Origin of the sequence: Streptomyces sp. NPDC058000, assembly GCF_042886435.1 — a bacterium.
Lineage (GTDB): Bacteria > Actinomycetota > Actinomycetes > Streptomycetales > Streptomycetaceae > Streptomyces.
In genome coordinates, this window is the sequence record NZ_JBHVQS010000027.1 from 89,464 (window position 1) to 111,480 (window position 22,017).

Annotated in this window: 19 protein-coding genes, 1 rRNA gene and 1 riboswitch; of the genes, 6 read left to right on the top strand and 14 right to left on the bottom strand. The window is 70.2% G+C overall.

Going from position 1 to position 22,017, the window contains the following annotated elements:
• Window positions 1–185: 185 nt before the first annotated feature.
• The gene (locus tag ACFVT2_RS24720; protein WP_390021407.1) at window positions 186–737 is read left to right on the top strand and encodes an SMI1/KNR4 family protein; all 552 of its coding nucleotides are present in this window, start codon (window positions 186–188) and stop codon (window positions 735–737) included.
• Between the two features lie 258 nt (window positions 738–995).
• The gene (locus tag ACFVT2_RS24725; RefSeq protein WP_390021408.1) at window positions 996–1,817 is read left to right on the top strand and encodes a PhzF family phenazine biosynthesis protein; all 822 of its coding nucleotides are present in this window, start codon (window positions 996–998) and stop codon (window positions 1,815–1,817) included.
• Between the two features lie 68 nt (window positions 1,818–1,885).
• Here ACFVT2_RS24725 and ACFVT2_RS24730 read toward each other — a convergent pair whose 3' ends face one another.
• On the bottom strand, window positions 1,886–2,662 hold the full coding sequence (locus tag ACFVT2_RS24730) for a CPBP family intramembrane glutamic endopeptidase (RefSeq protein WP_390021437.1): 777 nt from the start codon (window positions 2,660–2,662) through the stop codon (window positions 1,886–1,888).
• A gap of 254 nt (window positions 2,663–2,916) precedes the next feature.
• Between ACFVT2_RS24730 and ACFVT2_RS24735 the strand changes: the two genes are divergently transcribed.
• Window positions 2,917–4,704 (top strand): substrate-binding and VWA domain-containing protein, encoded by a 1,788-nt coding sequence (locus ACFVT2_RS24735; RefSeq protein WP_390021409.1) that lies wholly within the window; start codon window positions 2,917–2,919, stop codon window positions 4,702–4,704.
• Window positions 4,705–4,792: 88 nt separating this feature from the next.
• Here ACFVT2_RS24735 and ACFVT2_RS24740 read toward each other — a convergent pair whose 3' ends face one another.
• A complete protein-coding gene (locus ACFVT2_RS24740; protein ID WP_390021411.1) occupies window positions 4,793–6,349 on the bottom strand; it encodes a glutamate-cysteine ligase family protein in 1,557 nt (518 codons plus the stop codon).
• A gap of 559 nt (window positions 6,350–6,908) precedes the next feature.
• On the opposite strand from ACFVT2_RS24740, the gene ACFVT2_RS24745 reads away from it, so the two are divergent.
• Both ACFVT2_RS24745 and ACFVT2_RS24750 read left to right on the top strand, forming a co-directional pair.
• On the top strand, window positions 6,909–7,493 hold the full coding sequence (locus tag ACFVT2_RS24745) for a hypothetical protein (protein WP_390021413.1): 585 nt from the start codon (window positions 6,909–6,911) through the stop codon (window positions 7,491–7,493).
• Between the two features lie 305 nt (window positions 7,494–7,798).
• On the top strand, window positions 7,799–7,987 hold the full coding sequence (locus tag ACFVT2_RS24750) for a DUF5999 family protein (protein ID WP_308303825.1): 189 nt from the start codon (window positions 7,799–7,801) through the stop codon (window positions 7,985–7,987).
• 90 nt (window positions 7,988–8,077) lie between these two features.
• Here the strand turns inward: ACFVT2_RS24750 and gcvP are convergent, their stop codons facing one another.
• The gene (gene gcvP / locus ACFVT2_RS24755) at window positions 8,078–10,963 is read right to left on the bottom strand and encodes an aminomethyl-transferring glycine dehydrogenase (RefSeq protein WP_390021415.1); all 2,886 of its coding nucleotides are present in this window, start codon (window positions 10,961–10,963) and stop codon (window positions 8,078–8,080) included.
• 188 nt (window positions 10,964–11,151) lie between these two features.
• A riboswitch (glycine riboswitch) is annotated at window positions 11,152–11,248 on the bottom strand.
• A 114-nt stretch (window positions 11,249–11,362) separates the two neighbouring features.
• On the opposite strand from gcvP, the gene ACFVT2_RS24760 reads away from it, so the two are divergent.
• Window positions 11,363–11,749: a PRC-barrel domain-containing protein gene (locus ACFVT2_RS24760; protein WP_390021416.1), complete on the top strand. Its 387-nt coding sequence runs from the start codon at window positions 11,363–11,365 to the stop codon at window positions 11,747–11,749.
• Here ACFVT2_RS24760 and ACFVT2_RS24765 read toward each other — a convergent pair.
• The 11 genes from ACFVT2_RS24765 to rrf all read right to left on the bottom strand — a co-directional run.
• Window positions 11,656–13,104 carry a DNA polymerase IV gene (locus ACFVT2_RS24765; RefSeq protein WP_390021418.1) on the bottom strand — a complete coding sequence of 483 codons (1,449 nt, stop codon included), beginning with the start codon at window positions 13,102–13,104 and terminating at the stop codon, window positions 11,656–11,658. The genes ACFVT2_RS24760 and ACFVT2_RS24765 overlap by 94 nt on opposite strands.
• A 67-nt stretch (window positions 13,105–13,171) precedes the next feature.
• Window positions 13,172–13,777, bottom strand: a complete 606-nt coding sequence (locus tag ACFVT2_RS24770) for a MerR family transcriptional regulator (protein ID WP_390021420.1) — start codon at window positions 13,775–13,777, stop codon at window positions 13,172–13,174.
• Window positions 13,778–13,963: 186 nt separating this feature from the next.
• Complete coding sequence (locus ACFVT2_RS24775) at window positions 13,964–14,434, bottom strand: bifunctional nuclease family protein (protein ID WP_016571419.1); 471 nt, start codon at window positions 14,432–14,434, stop codon at window positions 13,964–13,966.
• 53 nt (window positions 14,435–14,487) lie between these two features.
• Window positions 14,488–15,237 carry a MerR family transcriptional regulator gene (locus ACFVT2_RS24780; protein WP_390021421.1) on the bottom strand — a complete coding sequence of 250 codons (750 nt, stop codon included), beginning with the start codon at window positions 15,235–15,237 and terminating at the stop codon, window positions 14,488–14,490.
• Between the two features lie 16 nt (window positions 15,238–15,253).
• Window positions 15,254–16,102 (bottom strand): FHA domain-containing protein, encoded by an 849-nt coding sequence (locus tag ACFVT2_RS24785; protein WP_390021438.1) that lies wholly within the window; start codon window positions 16,100–16,102, stop codon window positions 15,254–15,256.
• Window positions 16,103–16,220: 118 nt separating this feature from the next.
• The gene (locus tag ACFVT2_RS24790) at window positions 16,221–17,210 is read right to left on the bottom strand and encodes a DUF881 domain-containing protein (protein WP_390021422.1); all 990 of its coding nucleotides are present in this window, start codon (window positions 17,208–17,210) and stop codon (window positions 16,221–16,223) included.
• Between the two features lie 5 nt (window positions 17,211–17,215).
• Complete coding sequence (locus tag ACFVT2_RS24795; protein ID WP_016578706.1) at window positions 17,216–17,548, bottom strand: small basic family protein; 333 nt, start codon at window positions 17,546–17,548, stop codon at window positions 17,216–17,218.
• Window positions 17,545–18,468, bottom strand: a complete 924-nt coding sequence (locus tag ACFVT2_RS24800; RefSeq protein ID WP_390021423.1) for a DUF881 domain-containing protein — start codon at window positions 18,466–18,468, stop codon at window positions 17,545–17,547. Before ACFVT2_RS24800 ends, ACFVT2_RS24795 begins: the two co-directional genes overlap by 4 nt.
• 84 nt (window positions 18,469–18,552) lie before the next feature.
• Window positions 18,553–21,048 (bottom strand): sugar phosphate nucleotidyltransferase, encoded by a 2,496-nt coding sequence (locus ACFVT2_RS24805; protein ID WP_390021425.1) that lies wholly within the window; start codon window positions 21,046–21,048, stop codon window positions 18,553–18,555.
• Between the two features lie 117 nt (window positions 21,049–21,165).
• Window positions 21,166–21,774, bottom strand: coding sequence for a CDP-alcohol phosphatidyltransferase family protein (locus tag ACFVT2_RS24810; protein WP_390021426.1), 609 nt, complete (start codon window positions 21,772–21,774; stop codon window positions 21,166–21,168).
• Between the two features lie 148 nt (window positions 21,775–21,922).
• A 5S ribosomal RNA gene (gene rrf / locus ACFVT2_RS24815) occupies window positions 21,923–22,017 on the bottom strand; the annotation flags it as partial.

Genomic DNA, 22,017 nt, shown 5'->3' on the forward strand with positions numbered 1-22,017 from the left:
CCGATCCCCGAGCGCGTGGCGCCGAAGCCTTGCTGGCTGCGAGTCCGCGCCTCCGAAGCGCGAGCGCGCTGGTCAGAGACCAGGGCCGGACGCCATCAGTGCCCCGGGGGGGGCGCCGCCACCGGCAGCCGGGTAGCGCGAAGGCGCGGCGGGCCGGGCACCGCGGTCGTTGTTACGGTCGCCGGATGGAGAGCTGGGATGAGGGCGGCGTACGCGTTCGGATACGGCAGATGGCGGCAGGGGACCCGGGGCGGGAGCGATTCGGGGCGGACAGTCACCGGTACGAGTTGGCGCCGGCGCTTCCGGAGCCGGAGATCGAGGCGTTCGAGGCAGCCCACGGCATCGATCTGCCGGCGGAGTACCGGTCCTTCGTCGCGCAGGTGGGTAACGGGCCCGCCGGTCCCGGTCACGGGTTGATGCCGTTGACCGTCCCCCGTGCGGAGGCCGGCGAGGAGTGGGCCGTGGATGACGAGTGGGAAGAAGACCGGCTGCCGGGCCGGCTCGCCGAACCGTTCCCCCTCACCGAACCCCTGCCCGGCCGTATCGGCGCACCGGCCGTCGAACTGACCCGGGGCACGCTCATGCTGGCCGAAGAGGGCTGCGGCAGCTACCTCCGGCTGATCCTGAACGGCCCACGAGCGGGTGAGGTCTGGCGCATTGACCCGGACTGGGGCGGCTTCGTCCCGAGGAGCCCCGGTTTTCGCACCTGGTACACCGAGTGGCTACAGCGCCCGTGAACACGCCTCACACCACCGTCACTTCGCCCACGGCCCGCAGTTCACGACTCACGGCTCACAGCCCACGACAGCGGTCGTTCATGAGTCAGCGACCGAACCGACCCGACGCCCTTCGATGACGTCACCTCATGAGTGAGTAGCCCGGGCCACTCACCCGTGGACGGCACCCGCACAATCCGCGCCGGCCCAGGACATCCGGGTCCAGTTTTCCGGGATTGGCCTTGGCCTGCGGCTTTGCGCCGAACCTACGCTCCGGCCATGAGGATCCGCATCGTCGATGCCTTCACCGAGCGCCCGTTCGCCGGCAACCCCGCCGGGGTCGTGCTGTTCGACTCCGCCGCGTTCCCCGAGGACGCCTGGCTCCAACACGTCGCCACCGAGGTCAATCTCTCCGAAACGGCCTTCGCGCACCCGCTGCCCCCGGGCGGCGACGCCGACTGGGCGCTGCGCTGGCTCACCCCGGCCGCCGAGGTCAACATGTGCGGACACGCCACCCTGGCCACCGCGCACGTACTGCACACCACGGGCACCGCCACCGGCACCGTCCGGTTCCGCACCCGCAGCGGCGTGTTGATCACCACCGCCGACGACGGCGGCTCGATCACCATGGACTTCCCCACCGCCCCGCTGACCCCCGTGAACGTGCCCGACGCCGTCACCCGGGCGCTCGGCGCCGAGATCCGCTCCGCCCACGACACCGGGCCCAACGTCGGCGACCTGCTGATCGAGCTGGCCGACGAGAAGGCCGTGCGGGGCCTGTCACCGGACTTCGCCCTGCTCGCCGGGCACGGCGGCCGGGGCGTGATCGCCACCGCCCGCGCCGAAGACCCCGACGGCGGCTACGACTTCGTCTCCCGCGGCTTCTTCCCCGCGGTCGGCATCGCCGAGGACCCGGTGACCGGCAGCGCGCACACCGCACTCGCCCCCTTCTGGTCGGCACGCCTGGGCCGCGACACCCTGGTCGGCCTCCAGGGCGGCGCCCGGACCGGGTTCGTCCGGACCGAGCTGCGCGGCGACCGCACACTGCTGTCCGGCTCGGCGGTGACCGTCATCGACGGCGAACTGCTCTCCGCCCCCTGACGCCACCCCGGTACGGCAAGGGGCGGGGGCCACCAGGCCACCCGCCCCGCACCACCGGATGCCGCGCCTCACGCCGTGGGCAACCAGGGCACCCGCCCCGCGAGCAGCGCGTAGCCCAGGAACGCGACGATGTCGATCAGGGCGTGCGCGGCGACCAGCGGTCCCACCCGCCCCCAGCGCCGGTACACCAGGGCGAAGATCACGCCCATCACCATGTTGCCGAAGAACCCGCCGATGCCCTGGTAGAGGTGGTACGAACCGCGCAGCACCGAACTGGCCGCCACCGCCGCCCACGGTGTCCACCCCAGCTGCCCAAGCCTGCGCAGCAGATACCCGACGACGATGACCTCCTCCAGGACGGCGTTCTGCACCGCGGAAGCGATCAATACCGGGACCTTCCACCACACTTCGGGCAGAGCCTCGGGCACCACCGTCAGGTTGAACCCGGCCGCCCGCGCGCCCAGATAGAGCAGCAGGCCGCTCCCTCCGATGATCGCCGCCAGTGCGGTGCCCATCCCCAGGTCGAAGCCGGGCCGCCGCCGGTCGAAGCCGATGGCGCGCAGCCCGCCAACCCGTTCGCGCAGCAGCAGATGGGCCACCAGCACCACCGGCACCAGCGCGGTTGCAATCCCGAACAGTTGCCAGGCGAGATCCAGCCAGGGTCGGCCGGGGGCGTGCGAGGCGTTGAGCGTCGCCGCCTGGTGCTTGAGACCGCCGGGTCTGGTCAGCGCCCCGAGGAAACTGATGAGCGCGGAGACCGCGCTGGCCCCTAGGGAGAGCGCCAGGACGATCAGTGTTTCGTTCCGCAGCACGCTCCGGGCGGGCTCCCCGGCCGCCTCCAGCAGCCGCCCCGAGCCGTTCCCCGCGCCCGGAACGTCCGCGTCCGACACGGGACTTGTATCCGACTGCAAAGGTTCCTCCACTTCCGCAATACCGCCTCTTCACCACCGTCGCACCGCTAGGGTCTCGAAAGCAGGTACGAAGATCGCTCGCGACAGGCCGGGGACGGGCGCCCTCCATGTGGGGTGTTCCCGTCCGCATCGATCCCGATGGCGGTCCGGGGCTCCGGACCGCCGAGTATCAGGAGAGGCGCTACCGCATGGGACGTCACAGCTTGCCTGACGACTCCGCACCACCGGGCACGGGGTCCCCCCGCCCGCGCCGCCGGCGGACGGTCGCCCTCGCCACCGCCGTCGTCGTCGCGGCCGCCGCCGGCTCCATCGTGGCGGTGCGCGGCGGACTCCTCCCCTTCGGCAAAGCGTGCGGCGGCGACGCCGTGCAGCTCTCCGTGGTCGCCTCGCCCGACATCGCCCCGGCGCTGGAAGCGGTGGCGGACGAGGCCCGCAAGGACGCGGTCCGCACCGACGGCAAATGCCTGGACGTCAAGATCAACGCGCAGCCCTCCTCCGAGGTCGCCGACTCGCTCGCCCAGCGGCCCGCCGACCCCGAGTTCCAGGTATGGGTACCGGACTCCGACCTGTGGGTGGACCGGGTCACCGCCGAGCGGGGCTCGTCCCTGACGTCCGTCGGCACCCTCGCCTCCTCGCCGATCGCCCTGGGCGCGGTCCGCAACGCCGCCCAGACCCTCGGCTGGCCGGGGAAGAGCTACTCCTGGACCGCCCTGACCCGGACCGCGACCACCGGCGGGACGCTGCGCCTGGGCGTCGCCGACCCGGCCCGCAGCGCCACTGGTCTGCTCTCCCTGGCCCGTATCAACGCCGCCAACCACAAGGAGGCCGAGAGCGCCGACGAGGCCGCCACCCGCACCGCTGCCACGGCCAAACTCCTCTACGAGCGGGTCGCGGACGGCGACGACCAGGTGCTGGCCACGCTGCCGCGCAACGACTCCGGTGCCGAACAGGGCAATCCGCGGCGCAACCAGGCGGTGCTCCTCTCCGAACAGGCCGCGTACGCCCACAACGCCAGTGGGGACGGCGGCCCCCCGCTCGACCTCTTCTACCCGACGGACGGCACCGCGCAGCTCACCTACCCGTACACCCTCGTCGACGACAATGCCCTGAGCGCCGACCAGAGCCGCGCCGCCAACCGCTTCATGACCCTGCTGGACGACACTTCGGGGCAGGAGACCCTGCACGACCACGGCTTCCGGGCCGGCAACGGCAGTGCCGACCCGAAGCTGACCGGCACGGCCGGCGGTCGCGCACCACAGCCGTACACCGCCGCGCCCGCCGACCCGCCGTCGGCCAAGGAACTCCAGGCGCTGCTGGGCATGTGGACCATCACGGTGCAGAGCGCCCGGATCACCACCGCCGTCGACGCCTCGCCCTCGATGGCCGTGTCCGTCCCCGGGCAGGGCGGCCGGTCCCGTATGGACCTCGCGAAGAACTCCCTCCTCCAGGCGCTGTCCACGTTCACGCCCGAGGACGAGATCGGACTGTGGAAGTTCGCCACCCACCTGGACGGCGACCGGGACTACGTGGAACTGTCGCCGACCAGCCGGCTCGGGAACCGCGGCGCGGACGGCGGCACCCACCGCGATGAACTCACCGCCGCCTTCACTTCGCTGGCCCCCGTGCCACAGAGCGCCACCGGCCTCTACGACACCACCCTCGCCGCCTATCAGCGGGCGACCGCGACGTACACCACCGGGAAGTTCAACACGCTGGTGATCGTCACCGACGGTGCCAACGACGACGTCGGCAGCATCGACCTGGATTCCCTGGCCGCCGACCTCAAGCGGCTCGCCGACCCCAAGCGGCCGGTGCCGCTGATCGCCATCGCGATCGGCCCGCAGGCGGACCGGGCGGCACTGGACCGGATCGTGGCCCCCACCGGTGGCTCCGCGCACCAGGTCAACGACCCGTCGCAGATCCGCGAGGTGATCCTCAAGGCCATCATGGCGGCGGGCAGCCACGGCCCCCGCTAGCCCGGACCAGGACGGTGCCGGATCCGCACCGACTGCGGCACCGGCATCAGCTGACGGACGGCCCCGCCGGACGCGCCGCGTGGCGGGGCTACGACACGCTCCCCTCGGGCGCCGTCCGCCGCTGCGCCGGTACGACGGCCCCGCCGACCGGCCACGCCACCGGCCAGGTGTGCACCGGCTCCCCGGTGTGCATCAGCTCGCTGTAGCGCCGGGTCATCGCGGCCAGCGCGGCGTCCCGGGGCAGGCCCTGCCGCAACGCGTGGTGGAACGCCGCGGCCTGCCAGGCCGCCCCGTTGGTCCGGCGTGCGCAGCGGGCCTCGATGATGCCCAGATAGTGGTCCCGGTCGGCCGGTTCGATGCCCCAGGCGTCCAGCCCGGCGGCCGCCAGCGGCAGCAGTTCCTGTTGGACGAGACGTACCGCGGGGACCTCGGTGAGGCCACCGGCGCGGCCGGGCCGGGGCCAGCGGAGGGTGGCGTCGATGCCGTGCCGGCAGGCGGTGTCGAAGTTGGTGGCCGCGGCACTGAACGGGAGCCGGGTCCACACCGGGCGCGGTTGTTCGGCCAGGGCGCGCACCAGGCCGTAGTAGAAGGCGGTGTTGGCCATGACGTCGGCGACGGTGGGACCGGCCGGCAGGACCCGGTTCTCCACGCGGAGGTGCGGGACGCCGTCGGCGACCGCGTAGACGGGTCGGTTCCAGCGGTAGATCGTGCCGTTGTGCAGGACCAGTTCGGCGAGGTCGGGGACCCCGCCCGCATCGAGGACGCGCAGCGGATCCTGCGGTCCGTACAGCGGCAGCAGCGGCGGGAAGAAGCGCAGGTTCTCCTCGAACAGGTCGTAGGCGCAGTTCACCCAGCGCTCGCCGAACCAGGTGCGCGGGCGCACTCCCTGGGCCTGGAGTTCGGGGGCGCGGGTGTCGGTGGCCTGCTGGAAGACCGGCGGCCGCGATTCGCGCCAGAGCTCCCGCCCGAACAGGAACGGCGAGTTGGCGCCGACGGCTATCTGGACGGCGGCGATCGCCTGGGCCGCGTTCCAGACGGCGGCGAACCGACCGGGCGTCACCTGGAGGTGCAGTTGGACGGAGGTGCAGGCGGCTTCGGGGGCGATCGACGGCGACCGGGTGACCAGGCGCTCGACGCCCTGGATGTCGATGGCGAAGTCCTCGCCGCGGGCGGCCCTCATCTGATCGTTGAGCAGGACGTAGCGGTCGTTGGCGGAGAGGCTGGCGACGGTGAGGTCGTCGGCGTGCAGGGTCGGCAGAATGCCGATCATGACGATGCGGGCGGCGACTTCGCGGGCCTTTCGCTCCGCGTAGCCGAGTCCGGTGCGGAGTTCTTCGGAGAGCTGGTCCAGAACGCGGCCGGACAATCGGTGCGGGGTGATGTTGACCTCAAGATTGCACTGGGCGAGTTCGGTCTGGAAATCGCCGCTGGCGATCCTTTCGAGGACCTGTGAGTTCAGCATGCGGGGGAGACCGTCGGCACCTGCGAGATTGAGTTCGATCTCCAGCCCCATGAGATTCTTGGGGCGGTCGAACCGCTTCTCCGCCAGGAGCCGGTGCAATCCCTCCAGACAGTCGTGCAGCTTTCTTCGATAGCGCTCCCGGTCCGCCAGGTCGATCCCGTCCGCGGCGACCTTCTCCCCCATCGGCGGGTCCCTCCTAGAGTGAACGGCTGGCGACCACGGGCAGCGGGACGCCGCCCCGGCACCCCGAGCACGGGCTACGGTCGATGATGCCCCGGCAATCTGATCGATAACGCCTCAAGGGCATGCCGGTACCGTTACTCTCGTGGAGACGAGCACGGGGCATTTTCCACCGGCATATCTGGGTGGCCAGCGCCGTCCGCAATTCGCTCGTAAAAAACACCGACGGGTTCCGGCCTACCACTCCGTCGCAGAATTACGAGGCGACCTCCCCTGCCCCCCGCACAAAGCGGCGGAAATCGCCCCGTACACCGGGCCGAATTCCACCTTGCCGGAAATCCGCAAGGCGGGTAGCCGAAACACTTCCGGAACGTATGTCGTATAAACTTCGCAGACGAGGCAGAGATTTGGCGTCAGCGTGGCGGTGCCCCCATCGGTGCCCGGCACCGCTGCCGACCCACCCGGTCCGCAGCTCCGGTCAGCCAGGCTCTGACCCGCCCGCAGACAGCGCCGTCCGCACTGCCACGCTCCACCGTGTCTCCTAAGTGAGAGGCGACCCGCCATGCCGCTGCACGTACCTCCCGCCCCTGCGCCCGCCCTGCGCAGCGTCCTCAGCGCCCTCGGCTCCCCCACCGCGGTCCGCGAGGCCCCGGCCTCCGCGCTCCGCACCCATCAGGGGCCGCTGAGCCCCGACCACCCGCTGCCGGTGCACGTCTGGGACGACGTCAGCCAGACCGGTCCGCCGCGCACCCGCCTCGCCGGCTGGCGTTTCCTGGTCCGCGGCCGAGAGCGCGCCGTGGCCGCCGCCGAGGCCCGGCTCACGGCCGACGGCTGGACGTTCTCGCACTTCTGCGACGGCCCCTACGTCGCCGCCACGGAGCGGGCCCTGCACCAGGCCGAGTCCCTCGCCGCGCCCTACCAGCCACGTCTGCTGTCCGTGCCGGAGCTTTACATGCTGACCCTGTGGCTGCACCACGACCTCACCGCGGACGGCGCCGACGGGATGCCCACCACCGGTGACCTCCTGGTGCCGCTGGCGCCCGCCCCGCCCGGGATCGCCTCCCACCTCCCGCAGCGGGTCGCCGATCTCCTACCCCGCCTGACCCTCCGCCTGGGCCCGGCGCCCCTGCTCCGCGAACCGGCCTGACGGGCGCCCCTCACCCGCACGCCCGCCCTGCACCGATGCGCCCCGTGGACTCCTCGACCGCGGGGCGCACCGCCGTGTCCGCCCCCGTGCGCCGGTGGCGCGCCAACCCCCGGGGGCACACGCTCAATTGGGAGCAACCGCCCGCACGGGTGACGCGTCACTATCGAGTGTGTACCGCTGCTGCGAAATCCCTGCGGAATCCCGTCCGTGGGGCAAGACTGGGACTGACATGAAACGGGGGAGCGGCCATGACCACCTCATCGAGCCGCACGACGTTCACCACTCCGCAGCGAAAGACAACTTCCATGTGCCAGCATCAACCGCCATGCCCGTCAGCCGACTCCACCGACCGGGAGGCCGCGCACCTGGTGGCGCACCACCCGGAGCAGGGCTGGAGCCTGCTGTGCAACGGCGTCCTGCTCTTCGAGGACACCGGTGAGCTGCTGCCGGACGGGCAGGTCATCGCCCCGACCCGGGTCACCGCCGCCGCTTGATCCCGCCGCCACCCGGCACGTACACCAGGGCCCCCGGCGCATCCGCCGAGGGCCCTTGATGTTGCCACCGGTCACCGGTGGCCCAGGTGATCAGGCGTCGTACTCGTCCAGCGGCGGGCACGAGCAGACGAGGTTGCGGTCGCCGAAGGCGCCGTCGATCCGGCGCACCGGCGGCCAGTACTTCTCAGCGGTGGCACCCCCGGCCGGGAAGACGGCCTCCGCGCGGGTGTACGGGTGGGTCCACTCGCCACCGAGCGCGGCCGCGGTGTGCGGGGCGTTGCGCAGCGGGTTGTCGTCCTTGTCCCACTCCCCCGAGCCGACCTTGTCGATCTCGGCGCGGATGGCGATCATCGCGTCGCAGAACCGGTCCAGCTCGGCGAGGTCCTCGCTCTCGGTCGGCTCGATCATCAGCGTGCCGGCCACGGGGAAGGACATCGTCGGCGCGTGGAAGCCGTAGTCGATGAGCCGCTTGGCGACGTCGTCGATGCTCACGCCGGTCGCCTTGGTCAGCGGCCGGACGTCGATGATGCACTCGTGGGCGACCAGCCCGCCGGGACCGGTGTAGAGCACCGGGTAGTGCGGCTCCAGGCGCTTGGCGACGTAGTTGGCGCTGAGCACCGCGACCTGGGTGGCCCGCTTGAGGCCCTCGCCACCCATCAGGCGGACGTACGCCCAGGAGATCGGCAGGATGCCGGCCGAGCCCCAGGGGGCGGCCGAGATCGGGCCGACGCCGGTCTCCGGACCCGCGGTGGGCTGTAGCGGGTGGTTGGGCAGGTACGGCGCCAGGTGGGCGCGGACGCCGACCGGACCGACGCCGGGGCCACCGCCGCCGTGCGGGATGCAGAACGTCTTGTGCAGGTTGAGGTGCGAGACGTCGCCGCCGAACTTCCCCGGCTCGGCGAGGCCGACCAGGGCGTTGAGGTTGGCACCGTCCACGTAGACCTGACCGCCGGCCTCGTGCACCGCGGCGCAGATCTGGGTGATGTGCTCCTCGAACACGCCGTGGGTGGACGGGTAGGTGACCATCAGGACGGCGAGTTCGTCCCGGTGCTTCTCGATCTTGGCGTGCAGGTCGTCGGCGTCGACCTCACCGTCCTCACCGGTCTTGACGACGACGACCTTCATGCCGGCCATCACGGCGCTGGCGGCGTTGGTGCCGTGCGCCGACGACGGGATCAGGCAGACGGTGCGCTGCTCGTCCCCGTTGGCGCGGTGGTAGGCGCGGACGGCGAGCAGACCGGCCAGCTCGCCCTGGGAACCGGCGTTGGGCTGGAGGGACACCTTGTCGTAGCCGGTGACCGCGGCGAGCCGCTCCTCCAGCTCCCGGATGAGCGTGAGGTAGCCCTCGGCCTGGTCGGCCGGGGCGAAGGGGTGCAGCTGGCCGAACTCGGGCCAGGTGACCGGCTCCATCTCGGTGGTGGCGTTCAGCTTCATCGTGCAGGAACCGAGCGGGATCATGCCGCGGTCCAGCGCGTAGTCCTTGTCGGCGAGGGTGCGCAGGTAGCGCAGCATCGCGGTCTCGGAACGGTGCTGGTGGAAGACCGGGTGGCCGAGGTAGTCGTCGGTGCGCTGCAGCGACTGCGGCAGGGCGTCGGCGGCGGCCGCGTCCAGCGCGTCGATGTCGCCGTGGACCCCGAACGCACCCCAGACGCCGGCCAGCTGGGCGCGCCCGGTGGTCTCGTCGCAGGCGATGCCGACCAGGTCGGCGTCGACCTGGCGGAGGTTGACGCCGGCCTCGCGGGCCGCGGCGACGACCTCGGCCGCCCGGCCGGGCGCCCGGGCGGTCAGGGTGTCGAAGTAGCCGTCGTGGAGCAGCTCCACGCCGCCGGCCTTGAGGCCCTCGGCCAGGATCGCGGCGTACCGGTGGGTGCGGCGGGCGATGGTACGCAGCCCGTCGGGGCCGTGGTAGACGGCGTACATCCCGGCCATGACGGCGAGCAGCACCTGCGCGGTGCAGATGTTGCTGGTGGCCTTCTCGCGGCGGATGTGCTGCTCACGGGTCTGCAGTGCCAGGCGGTATGCCTTGTTGCCGTCGGCGTCGACGGAGACGCCCACCAGGCGCCCGGGCAGGCTGCGGGCGTACTGCTCGCGGACGGCCATGTAGCCGGCGTGCGGCCCACCGAAGCCCATCGGGACGCCGAAGCGCTGGCTGGTGCCGATCGCGATGTCGGCGCCGAGCTCGCCGGGCGAGGTGAGCAGCGTCAGCGCCAGCAGGTCGGCGGCGACGGTGACGATCGCGCCCAGCTCGTGCGCCCGCTCGATCACCGCCCGCGGGTCGCGCACGGCGCCGGACGCGCCCGGGTACTGGAGCAGCACGCCGAAGACACCGCGCGCGGCGATCTCGTCCGGGATGCCGTCGGTGAGGTCGGCGACCACGACCTCCACGCCGGTCGGTTCGGCGCGGGTCTGGATGACGGCGACGGTCTGCGGCAGACAGTCCGCGTCGATCAGGAAGACGCCCTGCTTGACCTTGCCTACCCGGCGGGAGAGCGCCATCGCCTCGGCGGCCGCGGTGCCCTCGTCCAGGAGGGACGCACCGGAGGTGGGCAGTCCGGTCAGGTCGGCGACCACGGTCTGGAAGTTCAGCAGGGCCTCCAGGCGGCCCTGCGAGATCTCCGGCTGGTAGGGCGTGTAGGCCGTGTACCAGGACGGGTTCTCCATGACGTTGCGCAGGATCACCGGCGGGGTGAACGTGCCGTAGTAGCCGAGTCCGATCATGGACGACAGGACCTGGTTGCGGTCGGCGAGCGCGCGCAGCTCCGCGAGGACCTCGGCCTCGGTACGGGCCTGCGGCAGGCCGAGCGCCTCGGCGCTCTTGATCACGTCGGGGACGGCGGTGGCGGTGAGCTCGTCCAGCGATCCGAAGCCGACCTGCGCGAGCATCTTGGCCTGCGCCTCGTGGTCGGGCCCGATGTGCCGGTGCTCGAACGGAGTGCCGCGCTCCAGCTCGGTCAGGGAGATGCGGTTGGTGGTCATCTGCGGGGGCCTCCTGGTCAGCACGACCTACGAGGGGCACCACGGCGCTGGTGCCCGGACGGCCTCCCCCTCTGTCATCTCAACCTGAGAGCTTCACCGGCCCGCGAGCTGCGGTCCGGCTTTCACCGTCGGTGAGGAAGGGTTCAGGCATGTGCATGCCCGTGGCCCGCCCTGCTTTCCAGAGTGACCTCATCCATGCGGTACGTGTGCCTGAGAGATTCCGGGGAGGATTTGCTCCTTCGGCGCCCCGGTCGCGAACGACAAGGACTCTCCCGCATGGGGTCGACGGCCATTCGCCAGCCTACCAGCGCACTGCCGGAACGATCCTTCGAGTGGCCGAGGCATGAAATGTGCCGTTTCGTAGTTGTCACAAGGCAGTTGCGACCAATTGGAGGGACCGTGCAAACCGATATCGATCCCCGGAGCCTCATCGGCCGCAAAGCGTTCGACCGGAACGGCGCGAAAATAGGGACCGTCGACGAGGTCTACCTCGACGACGCGACGGGCGAACCAGAATGGGCGGCCGTCCGCACCGGCCTGTTCAGTCGGGATGCGTTCGTTCCCCTGGAACCGAGCAGGATGGTCGGCGACAGCCTGCACATCCCCTACGACCGCAAGCTGATCAAGGATGCCCCGGACTTCGGCGTCGGCCGGCACCTCTCCCCCGAGCAGGAACTCCAGCTCTACCACCACTACCGCCTGGATATCTCCGCACCGCCGGCCGCGGACTCCGCCTCGTCGGCCGGCGACACCGACTTCGGGCGGATCGCCGGCGCGGACGACTGACCCGGTCCGCCCACCAGCGGCAGAGGCTCGCCCGGCCGCAGCGCCGGATCATCGACGGCGAAGGTCCGCACCCTCCCCGGTGCGGACCACGGCGTCTCGAACCGCACGGTCACCCTCCCCACGCCACTGCCCTGCACCCATCCGGCGCCGAACTCCTCGTGGACCACGTCCAGCCCCGGGTGCCAGCGCCGCGGCAGCTCCACAACGGACTCCGGCGCCCCAGCCGCCTCCCCTTCCGGCTCCGCCGTCCCGCCCGCCGCCTGCTCCTCCGCCGCCCGCTCCGTGGCCAGCTGGGCGAACAGGTCCTCCTGCGTGAAGTCGGCCAGCCCACTCACCCCCACACCCAGCAGCCGCACCCCACCCGTGGTGTCCACCGTCTCCAGCAGCCGCACGGCGGCCTCCCGGACGACCGCCGGGTCGTCGGTCGGCCCGCGCAGCGTCTCGGACCGGGTCAGCGTCGAGAAGTCGTAGTTCCGCACCTTGATCACCACCGTGCGCCCAGACCGCCCGGCCGCCCGCAGCCGCGCCACGCACCGATCGGCCAGCCGCAGCACCTCGGTCCGCACCCGCGTCCGGTCGGTCAGGTCGACCTCGAAGGTGTCCTCCACCGACACCGACTTCGCGTCCCGCTCGGCCACCACCGGCCGCTCGTCCCGGCCCAGCGCCATCCCGTACAGCCCGGCGCCGTGCGCCTTGCCGAGCAACCGCACCAGCTCCGCCTCACCGGCCTCCGCGGTCTCCGCGACGGTGTGGATCCCGGCCCGGCGCAGCGTCTCGGCCGTCGCCGGCCCGACCCCGGGCAGCGTCCGCACCGGCATCGGCCGCAGCAGTTCCCGCTCGGTACCGGGCTCGATGACCACCAGGCCGTCCGGTTTCGCCGCCTCGGAAGCGATCTTGGCGAGCATCTTGGCGCCGGCCAGCCCCACCGAACCGGTCAGCCCGGTGGCCGCCCGGATGTCGCGCCGCAGCCGCTCCCCCACGGCCCGGGCCGCGGCAGTCTCCGCCGCCACCCCGCCGGCCTCCAGGTCCACGAAGGCCTCGTCCAGGCTCAGCGGCTCCACGAGCGGTGACAACGCCCGCAGCAGCTCCATGACCGATTCACTCACCTGGCGGTACAGCGTGAACCGGGGACTGAGATAAGCGGCATTGGGGCACAGCCGGCGCGCCTGCGCCGTCGGCATCGCCGAACGCACTCCAAAGACCCGCGCCTCGTACGAAGCGGTGGCGACCACGCCGCGCGGCCCGATCCCGCCGACGACCACGGGCTTTCCCCGCAGGCTCGGCTTGGCCGCCTGCTCGGCGGCCGCGTAGAACGCATCCATGTCCAGATGCAGGATCGTCGGCGCACGTCTCACACCACTGATGCTGCCGCACACCACTGACAATCGACCCGGTCCCGGGCCGTGAACCGCCCGGGAGCCGTCAGCCGGCCCGGTTGCGGCGCCGCGCCAGCTCGTCGTGCGGGTTCTTCCCGATCAGCGTCTCGCCGGTGTCCACCCGCTCCCCGTGGAGCTGTGACAGTGCACCCTCCACGTCCCGCCACACCACGCCCACGGCGATCCCGAAGACGCCCTGGCCGCCCTGGAGCAGATCCACGACCTGGTCGGGCGAGGTGCACTCGTAGACCGTCGCGCCATCGCTCATCAGCGTCATCCGCGTCAGATCGTCCAGCCCCCGCGCCCGCAGATGCTGGACGGCGGCGCGGATGTTCTGCAGCGACACCCCGGTGTCCAACAGTCGCTTGACGATCTTCAGGACGACGACGTCCCGGAAGCTGTAGAGCCGCTGGGTCCCGGACCCGTAGGCCGGCCGGATGCTGGGCTCCACGAGGCCCGTCCGCGCCCAGTAGTCCAGCTGTCGGTAGGTGATGCCCGCCGCCGCGCATGCGGTCGGTCCGCGGTAGCCGATGCTCTCCGCCTCGCGGTCCCCCGACATCGCAGCGGCCTGTACCGGGCTGCGGTTCGTCGCCGCGCCCGCGTGGAGCGGCAATGCCCCTTCCGCCGCCGTACCGTCGCCGGTGATTGCCACGCCGCCCTCCGTCCTCCACGTCCCGGACGGGACCTGCCATATCGACGGTATGCAGTCGCTCGGGGTGCGTCAACGATCGCCGCGCTCGCCACGCCGAGTGATAATCACCCTACGAGTGGTTTCTCGTGACTTGTCACGGGGAAGGGATTACAGGTTGGCCGGAAACAGGTGGTTCACCTGGCCGATTCACTGGTTGGTGCCGAAGTCCTCGGGCGAGATCTGGTCGAGGAACTCGCGGAACTTCTCCACCTCGTCCTCCTGCTCGTCCGGGATGGCGATCCCCGCATCGTCCAACACACCGTCGGTACCGAAGATCGGCGTCCCGGTGCGCAGCGCCAGCGCTATCGCGTCCGACGGCCGGGCACTGACCTCGACGCCACTGGCGAAGACCAGTTCGGCGTAGAAGACCCCTTCACGCAGATCCGTGATCCGGACCTGCGTGAGTTCCTGCCCCACGGCTTCGAGCACATCCTTGAAGAGGTCATGTGTCAGCGGCCTGGCAGGGACCATGCCCTGCTGGGCGAACGCAATGGCGGTGGCCTCTCCCGGCCCGATCCAAATGGGCAGGTAACGGTCGCCTCCCACCTCCCGCAGCAGCACGATCGGTTGGCTGGAAGGCATCTCCACCCGGACACCCACGACGTCGAGCTCGTTCACACAGCAACCCTAGGCCGTGCCCGGCAGGTTTGGGTAGTCGGGCACTCGTTTGCTCACGGCAGACGGACGCGAAGGGCGCTCTGCAACAGCGCCGCGTGCAGCCGCACCGACAGCATCGCCAGCTCCCTGGCGGTGGCCTCGGCATGGGCCCGGGTCTGCGGATTGCGGTGCCGCCGAAGGGGTGCGACGACCTGCTCGACCAGCCCCGCCTCGCGCTCCGCGGCCGCCTTCACGGCACGCAGGTGCCGCGGCTCCAGGCCGAAGCGACCGAGGTCCGCCACGAGTTTGGCGACGGTGACCGCTTCGATGTCGTACCCGCCGCCCTCGTGGGGGACGATGAGTCCGTACGACTCCCAGTCGGCGAACGTCGCCTCGTCCACCTCGGTGGCGGCCAGCAGTTCCGCCCGGCCGATCCGGGCGGCCGTCGGGCGCTCCTCGTCCGGGTCCGTCACGCCCTCGACCAGATCCCGGGGCGGCGCCGCCGGAGCGGGCAGTTGCACCTGCTCGCCCCGCTCCAGGGCGTCGAGATGCTCCCTGATGACCTTCAGGGGGAGGTAGTGGTCCCGCTGCATCCGCAGCACGCCGGCCAGCCGCTCGACGTCGGCCGCGGTGAACTTGCGGTACCCGGAAGGCGTGCGCTGCGGTTCGACCAGCCCCTCGGCCTCCAGGAACCGGATCTTGGAGATGGTGACCTCGGGGAACTCCTCGCGCAGCACGGTGAGCACGGTGCCGATGCTCATCGGTTTGCGGTCCGAGGAGGCGGCGCCGGACGAGCCGGCACCGCCTGTCGGTGTGTGGCGCATATGCCTTCCCTGGCGGTCAGATACCGACGCCCCGCTGGCTCGCGTAGAAGACCAGGCGGTACTTGCCGATCTGCACCTCGTCGCCGTTGGAGAGGACCGCGGAGTCGATCGGCTCGCGGTTGACGTAGGTGCCGTTGAGGCTGCCGACGTCGGTGACCGTGAAGCGACCGTCCGAACCGCGGCGGAACTCCACATGACTGCGGGAGACCGTCACGTCGTCGAGGAAGATGTCGCCCTGCGGGTGACGACCCGCCGTCGTCAGCTCACTGTCCAGGAGGAAGCGGCTGCCGGCGTTCGGACCCCGGCGGACGACCAGCAGCGCCGAGCCCATCGGGAGGGCATCGACGGCCGCCTGGGCCTCCGGGGAGAGCGCGGGCGAGAGGTTCTGCCCGGTCGTCTCCGCCTCGTACGCCTCGATCCCCGAGATGGAGATCGTCGAGGTCGTCTCGGAGGCCCGCTCGGGCTGGGCGCCAGCACGCAGCGGCGCGCCGCAGTTGGAGCAGAACCGGCTCGCCTCGGCGTTCCGGTGCCCACACCTCGTACAAACCGGCAAGGTCGACCCTCCACCCGTGTGTGCGGCTGATGGTTCCTGGGAACCTATGCGGCCGGCACCGGAGGGGTCAACAGAACCCGCGCCGTGCCCCCCGGACGGACCGCCGACCTCATCACGGAAGAGCGGACGGTTCTCGGACGCACCTTCTTCCTCCGGCCGGCGCGGGGCGCGATGCCGCGCAGAGCCGCCGTCGCCTTCCTGGCGCGCACTCTTGCCGAACAGCTTTCCAAACAACTTCACGGGCGATTCCCCTTGTACGACACAGACCCGCCCGTGGGGCAGGACGAACCCTCGATGCACACACCGGCCGATCCGGACATCCTGTGAACGTCCGTGGCCTTCAGACAGTTTCCACCACACACCACACGCACGGTGCGTCGACCCCCCGCTACCTCATGCCCTCGCCGGGCCATCACCATACGCAGATGCCTCACTGGGATGACGACCGAGCGTAGTCAGGCCGCTTCGCCGCCCTCAAGGCGTCCACAACGATCTTCTCCTCACGGGTCACAGACACCTTGGCCTGCTCCTTTTCCAGCGTCTGGACCACTCCGCCAGGGATGTTGAGCGCCGGCTCCAGGTCCTCCGGCTTCCCGATGACCTTGAACCGGTACGGCGGCGTGACGCGCTTGCCGTCGATCTCCACCCCGCCCCGGAGATCCGAGAGGGAGGTGCTCGCGACGACGCGAACGTCATTGACCTGGATGGCCTCGGCTCCGGCCGCCCGCAGTTCCTGGATGGTGTCCAGCAGTTTGTCCGCTTCCACGGAGTGGTGGGGGTCGTCGATGGTCAGGTTTATGCCGGGGCCTTGCGCCGCGACGGTCCCGGCCAGTACGCCCAGCTGCTGTTCCTTCTCCACGGTCTGCTTACGGGCCTCCTCAGCCTGGTCCGAGCTGTTCTCCAGCTCGGTCTTCTGCCCTTCCAGGCGCCGCTGCTCATCCGTCAACCGCTGGGAGCGATTGTCCAGTTCGTCCAGGATGCGCACCAAGTCCTCTTGGCGTGCACCCCGCAGCGCACTGCTGTCACTGGTGGAACGTACCTGAATCGCGAGGCCGAGGCCGAGAATGAACAGGAGCAACGCGACGATCAGTTGAGCCCGGGTCAATCGCGGCGGCCACAGACTGGCCCGCAGCCGCTGCCGACCGGTCGCCGGAGACGGCACGGCTTCCTTGTCCGCCGTCGCATCCGTGTCGGCACCAACTGCCGGTTCCGTCCCCTTCTGCCCCGCTTCCGGCTCTTCGCGCTCCGGTTCCGGCCCGCCGGTGCGCTCCTCCGCCCCTCCGGGCCTACGGGGTCGCTCGGGCGGCATCGGCCGCCGCTCGGCGGGGCGCTCCTGAGAACCGTCCTGCGCCGGGCCGGGCTTCCGCTCCGACCGCTCCTCGGGCGTGCGCTCCGGCTCCGGGGTCTCGTCCGCTGCCATCGGCCTCACGCCCGGAAGACGTGCCGGCGGATCGCGGCAGCGTTGGAGAAGATGCGGATACCGAGCACCACGACGACGCCGGTGGAAAGTTGAGCGCCGACGCCCAGCTTGTCGCCGAGGAAGACGATCAGGGCGGCAACCACGACGTTGGACAGGAAGGAGACGACGAAGACCTTGTCGTCGAAGATGCCGTCCAGCATCGCCCGCAGACCACCGAACACGGCGTCCAATGCGGCGACGACAGCGATCGGCAAGTAGGGCTCGACCACCGTCGGCACCACGGGTCGGACGACAATTCCGACCACGACTCCCACGATGAGGCCCAGTACGGCGATCACGATGTGCCCTTCCCTGTGTCGGCGCCGTCCGCCTTCGCGGCACCGGCCTTCGGCTTTGCAGTACGTACGGTCAAACTGGGCGCGGGCGGCAGCGTGACCTCGCTCTCCACGGAAATCCTGGTGCGCACGCCGTAGTTCTCCTGCAGCACGTGCAGATACTGGCCGTCGGCACTGTCCTGGAACTCGGTGCTCAGCCGCTGCCCGTTCCCCACCGCCAGCACCGTATAAGGCGGCACCAGTGGCTTGTTGTCGACCAGTATGGCGTCTCCCGCAGCCCTGATCGCCGAGAGCGACGTAAGCCGCTGCCCATTGACGGAGATGGCCTCCGCACCGGACTGCCAGAGGCCATTGACGACACGCTGCATGTCACGGTCGCGTACCCGCCCGGTGTCCGAGAAATCGCTGCTCTCCCGCGGGCCCCCGGTCCCGGCCTCCGACCCCTTGGCGTCGTCCACGACGAGCTTCACGCCCGGTCCGGTGACCTGGGTGGAACCGGCCAGCAGCGCGAGCAGTTCGGCCTTGCCGTCGCCGTGCTGCTTCAGCGCCTCCCGCTGCATCCGGTCCACCGCGTCCCGGGTCGTGTCCACCCGCTGCTGCTGGGTGTCGGCCTCGGCGGTGCCCTTCTGGATGCGGTGGATCAGCTCCTCGCGTTCCTTGGCCAGTGTCGGCGCCGACACCCGGGCCTGTGCCGCCCCTACGGTCACCACCAGCGCCGCCAGCACCAGACCGGCCGCCAGGCCCAACTTCGCCCGCAGCGTGCGTGGCAGACCGCTGACGCCCTCGGCGGACTTCCGCGCGGCGGCCTCGGCGTATCCGTCGTCGAGGCTGTGGTCCATCACGTTGGTCAGCAGCGACATGGACGCGTCGGGACGCCCGGCCGAGGGGTGGGGGTTGCTCCGATCGGGGCGCTGCGGCGACATGCCGCACATCGTCGCACGTCGGCGCCGAGGTCTCCCAATGGCCCCACCGGCGTGCCGATCGGGCGGCACGCCGGTGGGGGGAGGTCAGCGTCCGGCGCTGTCCACCACTGCCGCCCACTCGTCCAGCAGCTGCTGGGCGGAGACGTCGTCCGGACCTTCCGCCCAGAGATGGGTGACCGCCTCGGCCGGGTCGGGCAGCACCAGCACCCAGCGCCCGTCGGCCTCCACGATCCGCACGCCGTCGGTGGTGTCCACGTCCCGGTCGCCGGCCGCCTCCACGACGTGCCGCATCACCAGGCCCTTGACCGCCCACGGCGTCGCCAGGTCACGCCGCTGGACGTGCGCCCGCGGGATCCGCGCGTCGATCTGGCTGAGCGTGAGCTGCGTACGAGCCACCAGCCCGATCAGCCGGACGAACGCCGCGGCACCGTCGAAGACACTGCTGAACTCCGGGATGATGAAACCTCCCATCCCGTCACCACCGAACACCGTGCCGTCCGACCGCCCCACCCGAGTGAGGTCGTCCGGCGAGGTCGTCGTCCATTCGACCTGCGTGCCGTGGTACGCCGCCACCTGCTCGGCGATCCGGGTCGTGGTCACCGGCAGCGCCACCCGTCCGCTGCGCCGCTCTGCGGCGACCAGGTCCAGCATCACCAGCAGCGCACGGTCGTCCTCGATGATCCGGCCGCGCTCGTCCACCAAGGAGAGCCGCTCGCCGACCGGATCGAAGCGCACACCGAACGCGGCCCGGGCCGAGGCCACGATCTCACCGAGCCGGACCAGACCGGAGCGGCGGGCATCGGCCGTCTCGGTCGGCCGGGACTCGTCGAGACCGGGGTTGATGGTCAACGAGTCGACGCCGAGCCGGCCCAGGAGGCTGGGCAACACCAGACCGGCGCTGCCGTTCGAGGCGTCCACCACGACCTTCAGACCGGAATCGCTGATACCCGTGGTGTCCACCGCCCGCAGCAGCGCTCCCGTATAGGAGTCGAAGATGCTGGACGGGAATTGGAGATCACCGATCTCACCAGGGAAAGCCCGTCGGTATTCCTGCCGGGCGTAGACCCGGTCGAGTTTGCGCTGCCCGGCCTGCGAGAGGTCCGCGCCCCGCTCGTCGAAGAACATGATGTCTACGGAGTCCGGTACCCCCGGCGTGGTCCGCACCATGATCCCGCCGGCGCTGCCCCGCGCGGTCTGCTGCCGGGCGACCGGCAAGGGCACGTTCTCCAGGTCACGGACGTCGATGGCACTCGCCTGCAACGCGGAGATCACCGCGCGCTTCAGGGCCCGGGCACCGCGGGAGTGGTCGCGTGCCGTGGTGACCGTCGAGCCCTTCTTCAACGTGGTGGCGTACGCACCGGCGAGCCGCACGGCGAGTTCCGGGGTGATCTCGACGTTGAGGATCCCCGACACCCCGCGCGCCCCGAAGAGGTGCGCCTGCCCACGGGACTCCCAGATGACCGAGGTGTTTACAAACGCACCGGCCTCGATCGTCTTGAAGGGATAGACCCGCACATTGCCCTGGACGATCGACTCCTCACCGATGAGGCACTCATCGCCGATGACCGCGCCGTCCTCGATCCGCGCGGCCCGCATGATGTCGGTGTTCTTTCCGATCACACAGCCGCGCAGATTGCTCTGCTGACCGATGTAGACGTTGTCGTGCACGACTGCTCGGTGGAGGAACGCACCGCTCTTCACAACGACGTTGGAGCCGACGACGGTGTGCTCGCGGATCTCCACGTCCGCCTCGACCTTGGCGTAGTCACCGATGTACAACGGGCCGCGCAACACCGCATCCGGGTGCACTTCGGCGCCTTCGGCGACCCACACTCCCGGTGAGATCTCGAAACCGTCGATATCGACATCGACCTTGCCTTCGAGCACATCGGCCTGGGCCTTCACATAGCTTTCGTGCGTGCCGACGTCCTCCCAGTAGCCCTCGGCGACATAGCCGTAGATGGGCTTGCCTTCCTTCATCAACTGGGGGAAGACGTCACCGGACCAGTCCACCGGAACATCGGGATCGACGTAGTCGAACACTTCCGGCTCCATCACATAGATACCGGTGTTGACCGTGTCCGAGAAGACCTGACCCCAGGTGGGCTTCTCCAGGAATCGTTCGACCTGACCGCCCTCGTCGACGATGGTGATGCCGAACTCCAGCGGATTGGGCACCCGCGTGAGGCAGACGGTGACGAGGGCACCCTTTTCCTTGTGGAACCGGATGAGATCGGTGAGGTCGAAGTCGGTGAGGGCGTCACCGGAGATGACGAGGAAGGCATCGTCCTTGAGGGCCTCCTCGGCGTTCTTCACGCTCCCGGCGGTGCCGAGTGGCTTTTCCTCATTGGCATACGTGAGCTCCATTCCGAGCTCTTCCCCGTCGCCGAAATAGTTCCGGACGAGCGAGGCCAGGAATTGCACGGTCACGACGGTCTCGGTGAGACCATGCCTTTTCAACAGCCGCAGTACATGCTCCATGATCGGCCTATTGGCCACGGGGAGCAGCGGCTTGGGCATGCTGGACGTCATGGGGCGAAGGCGTGTGCCTTCGCCGCCGGCCATCACAACGGCCTTCATGTCGGAAGCGTCCTCCTCGAAGAGACGACGGTCTTGCCGACTTCACTTGTCAAGAGCGCCCGCTGTATCCCCCGTCGCGGGCGCCGGGCCTTGGCACGATCTGCCGCTTCGGCGAGCTCAGTCGGCCGTGGCGTCCGCCCTGATGATCCGGCGGACCTGGACCACGTAGAGGATCCCTGCCCACCAGTACAGCGCTGTACCCCATCCGGCGAACGCCCATCCGAAAATAGCAGCGAGTGAGTGAAGCCAGCCACTTCCGTCACTGAGCAGCAGCAACGGGAAGGCGTACATCAAGTTGAACGTAGCCGCTTTGCCCAGGAAGTTCACCTGGGGCGGACCGTATCCGTGGCGTCCGAGGAGCCCGACCGCGATCAGCAACATCAACTCACGGGCGAGCAGCGCCGCGGTGAGCCAGACCGGGAGGATCTCCCGCCAGGTCAGACCAACGAGGGTCGAGAGGATGTAGAGCCGATCGGCAGCCGGATCGAGGATCCGTCCCAGGCTGCTGACCTGGTTCCAGCGCCGGGCGAGCTTGCCGTCGAGGTAATCGCTGACACCGCTGAACGCAAGAACCAGCAGCGCCCAGCCATCGGCCTGCGGACCGCCGAATTTTGGCCAGAGGATTAGCCACAGGAACACCGGCACGCCGACCAGGCGCGCCATGCTCAGAATATTCGGGATGGTGAGGACACGATCTGTCTGGATCCGCGTCTCCTGGACCTCCACGCGGAAGCCTCCTGTGGGAAAAATATGCCGATGATGCCCCCGACTTTACCTGGCCCGCCGGCCTCGCCGCGCCGCGGGGCCCCGTCGCGGAACGCAAGAAAGCCCCGTTGGGAACCGAAGTTCTCAACGGGGCTTTCTTTCACATTTAGTTCGGCGGCGTCCTACTCTCCCACAGGGTCCCCCCTGCAGTACCATCGGCGCTGAAAGGCTTAGCTTCCGGGTTCGAAATGTAACCGGGCGTTT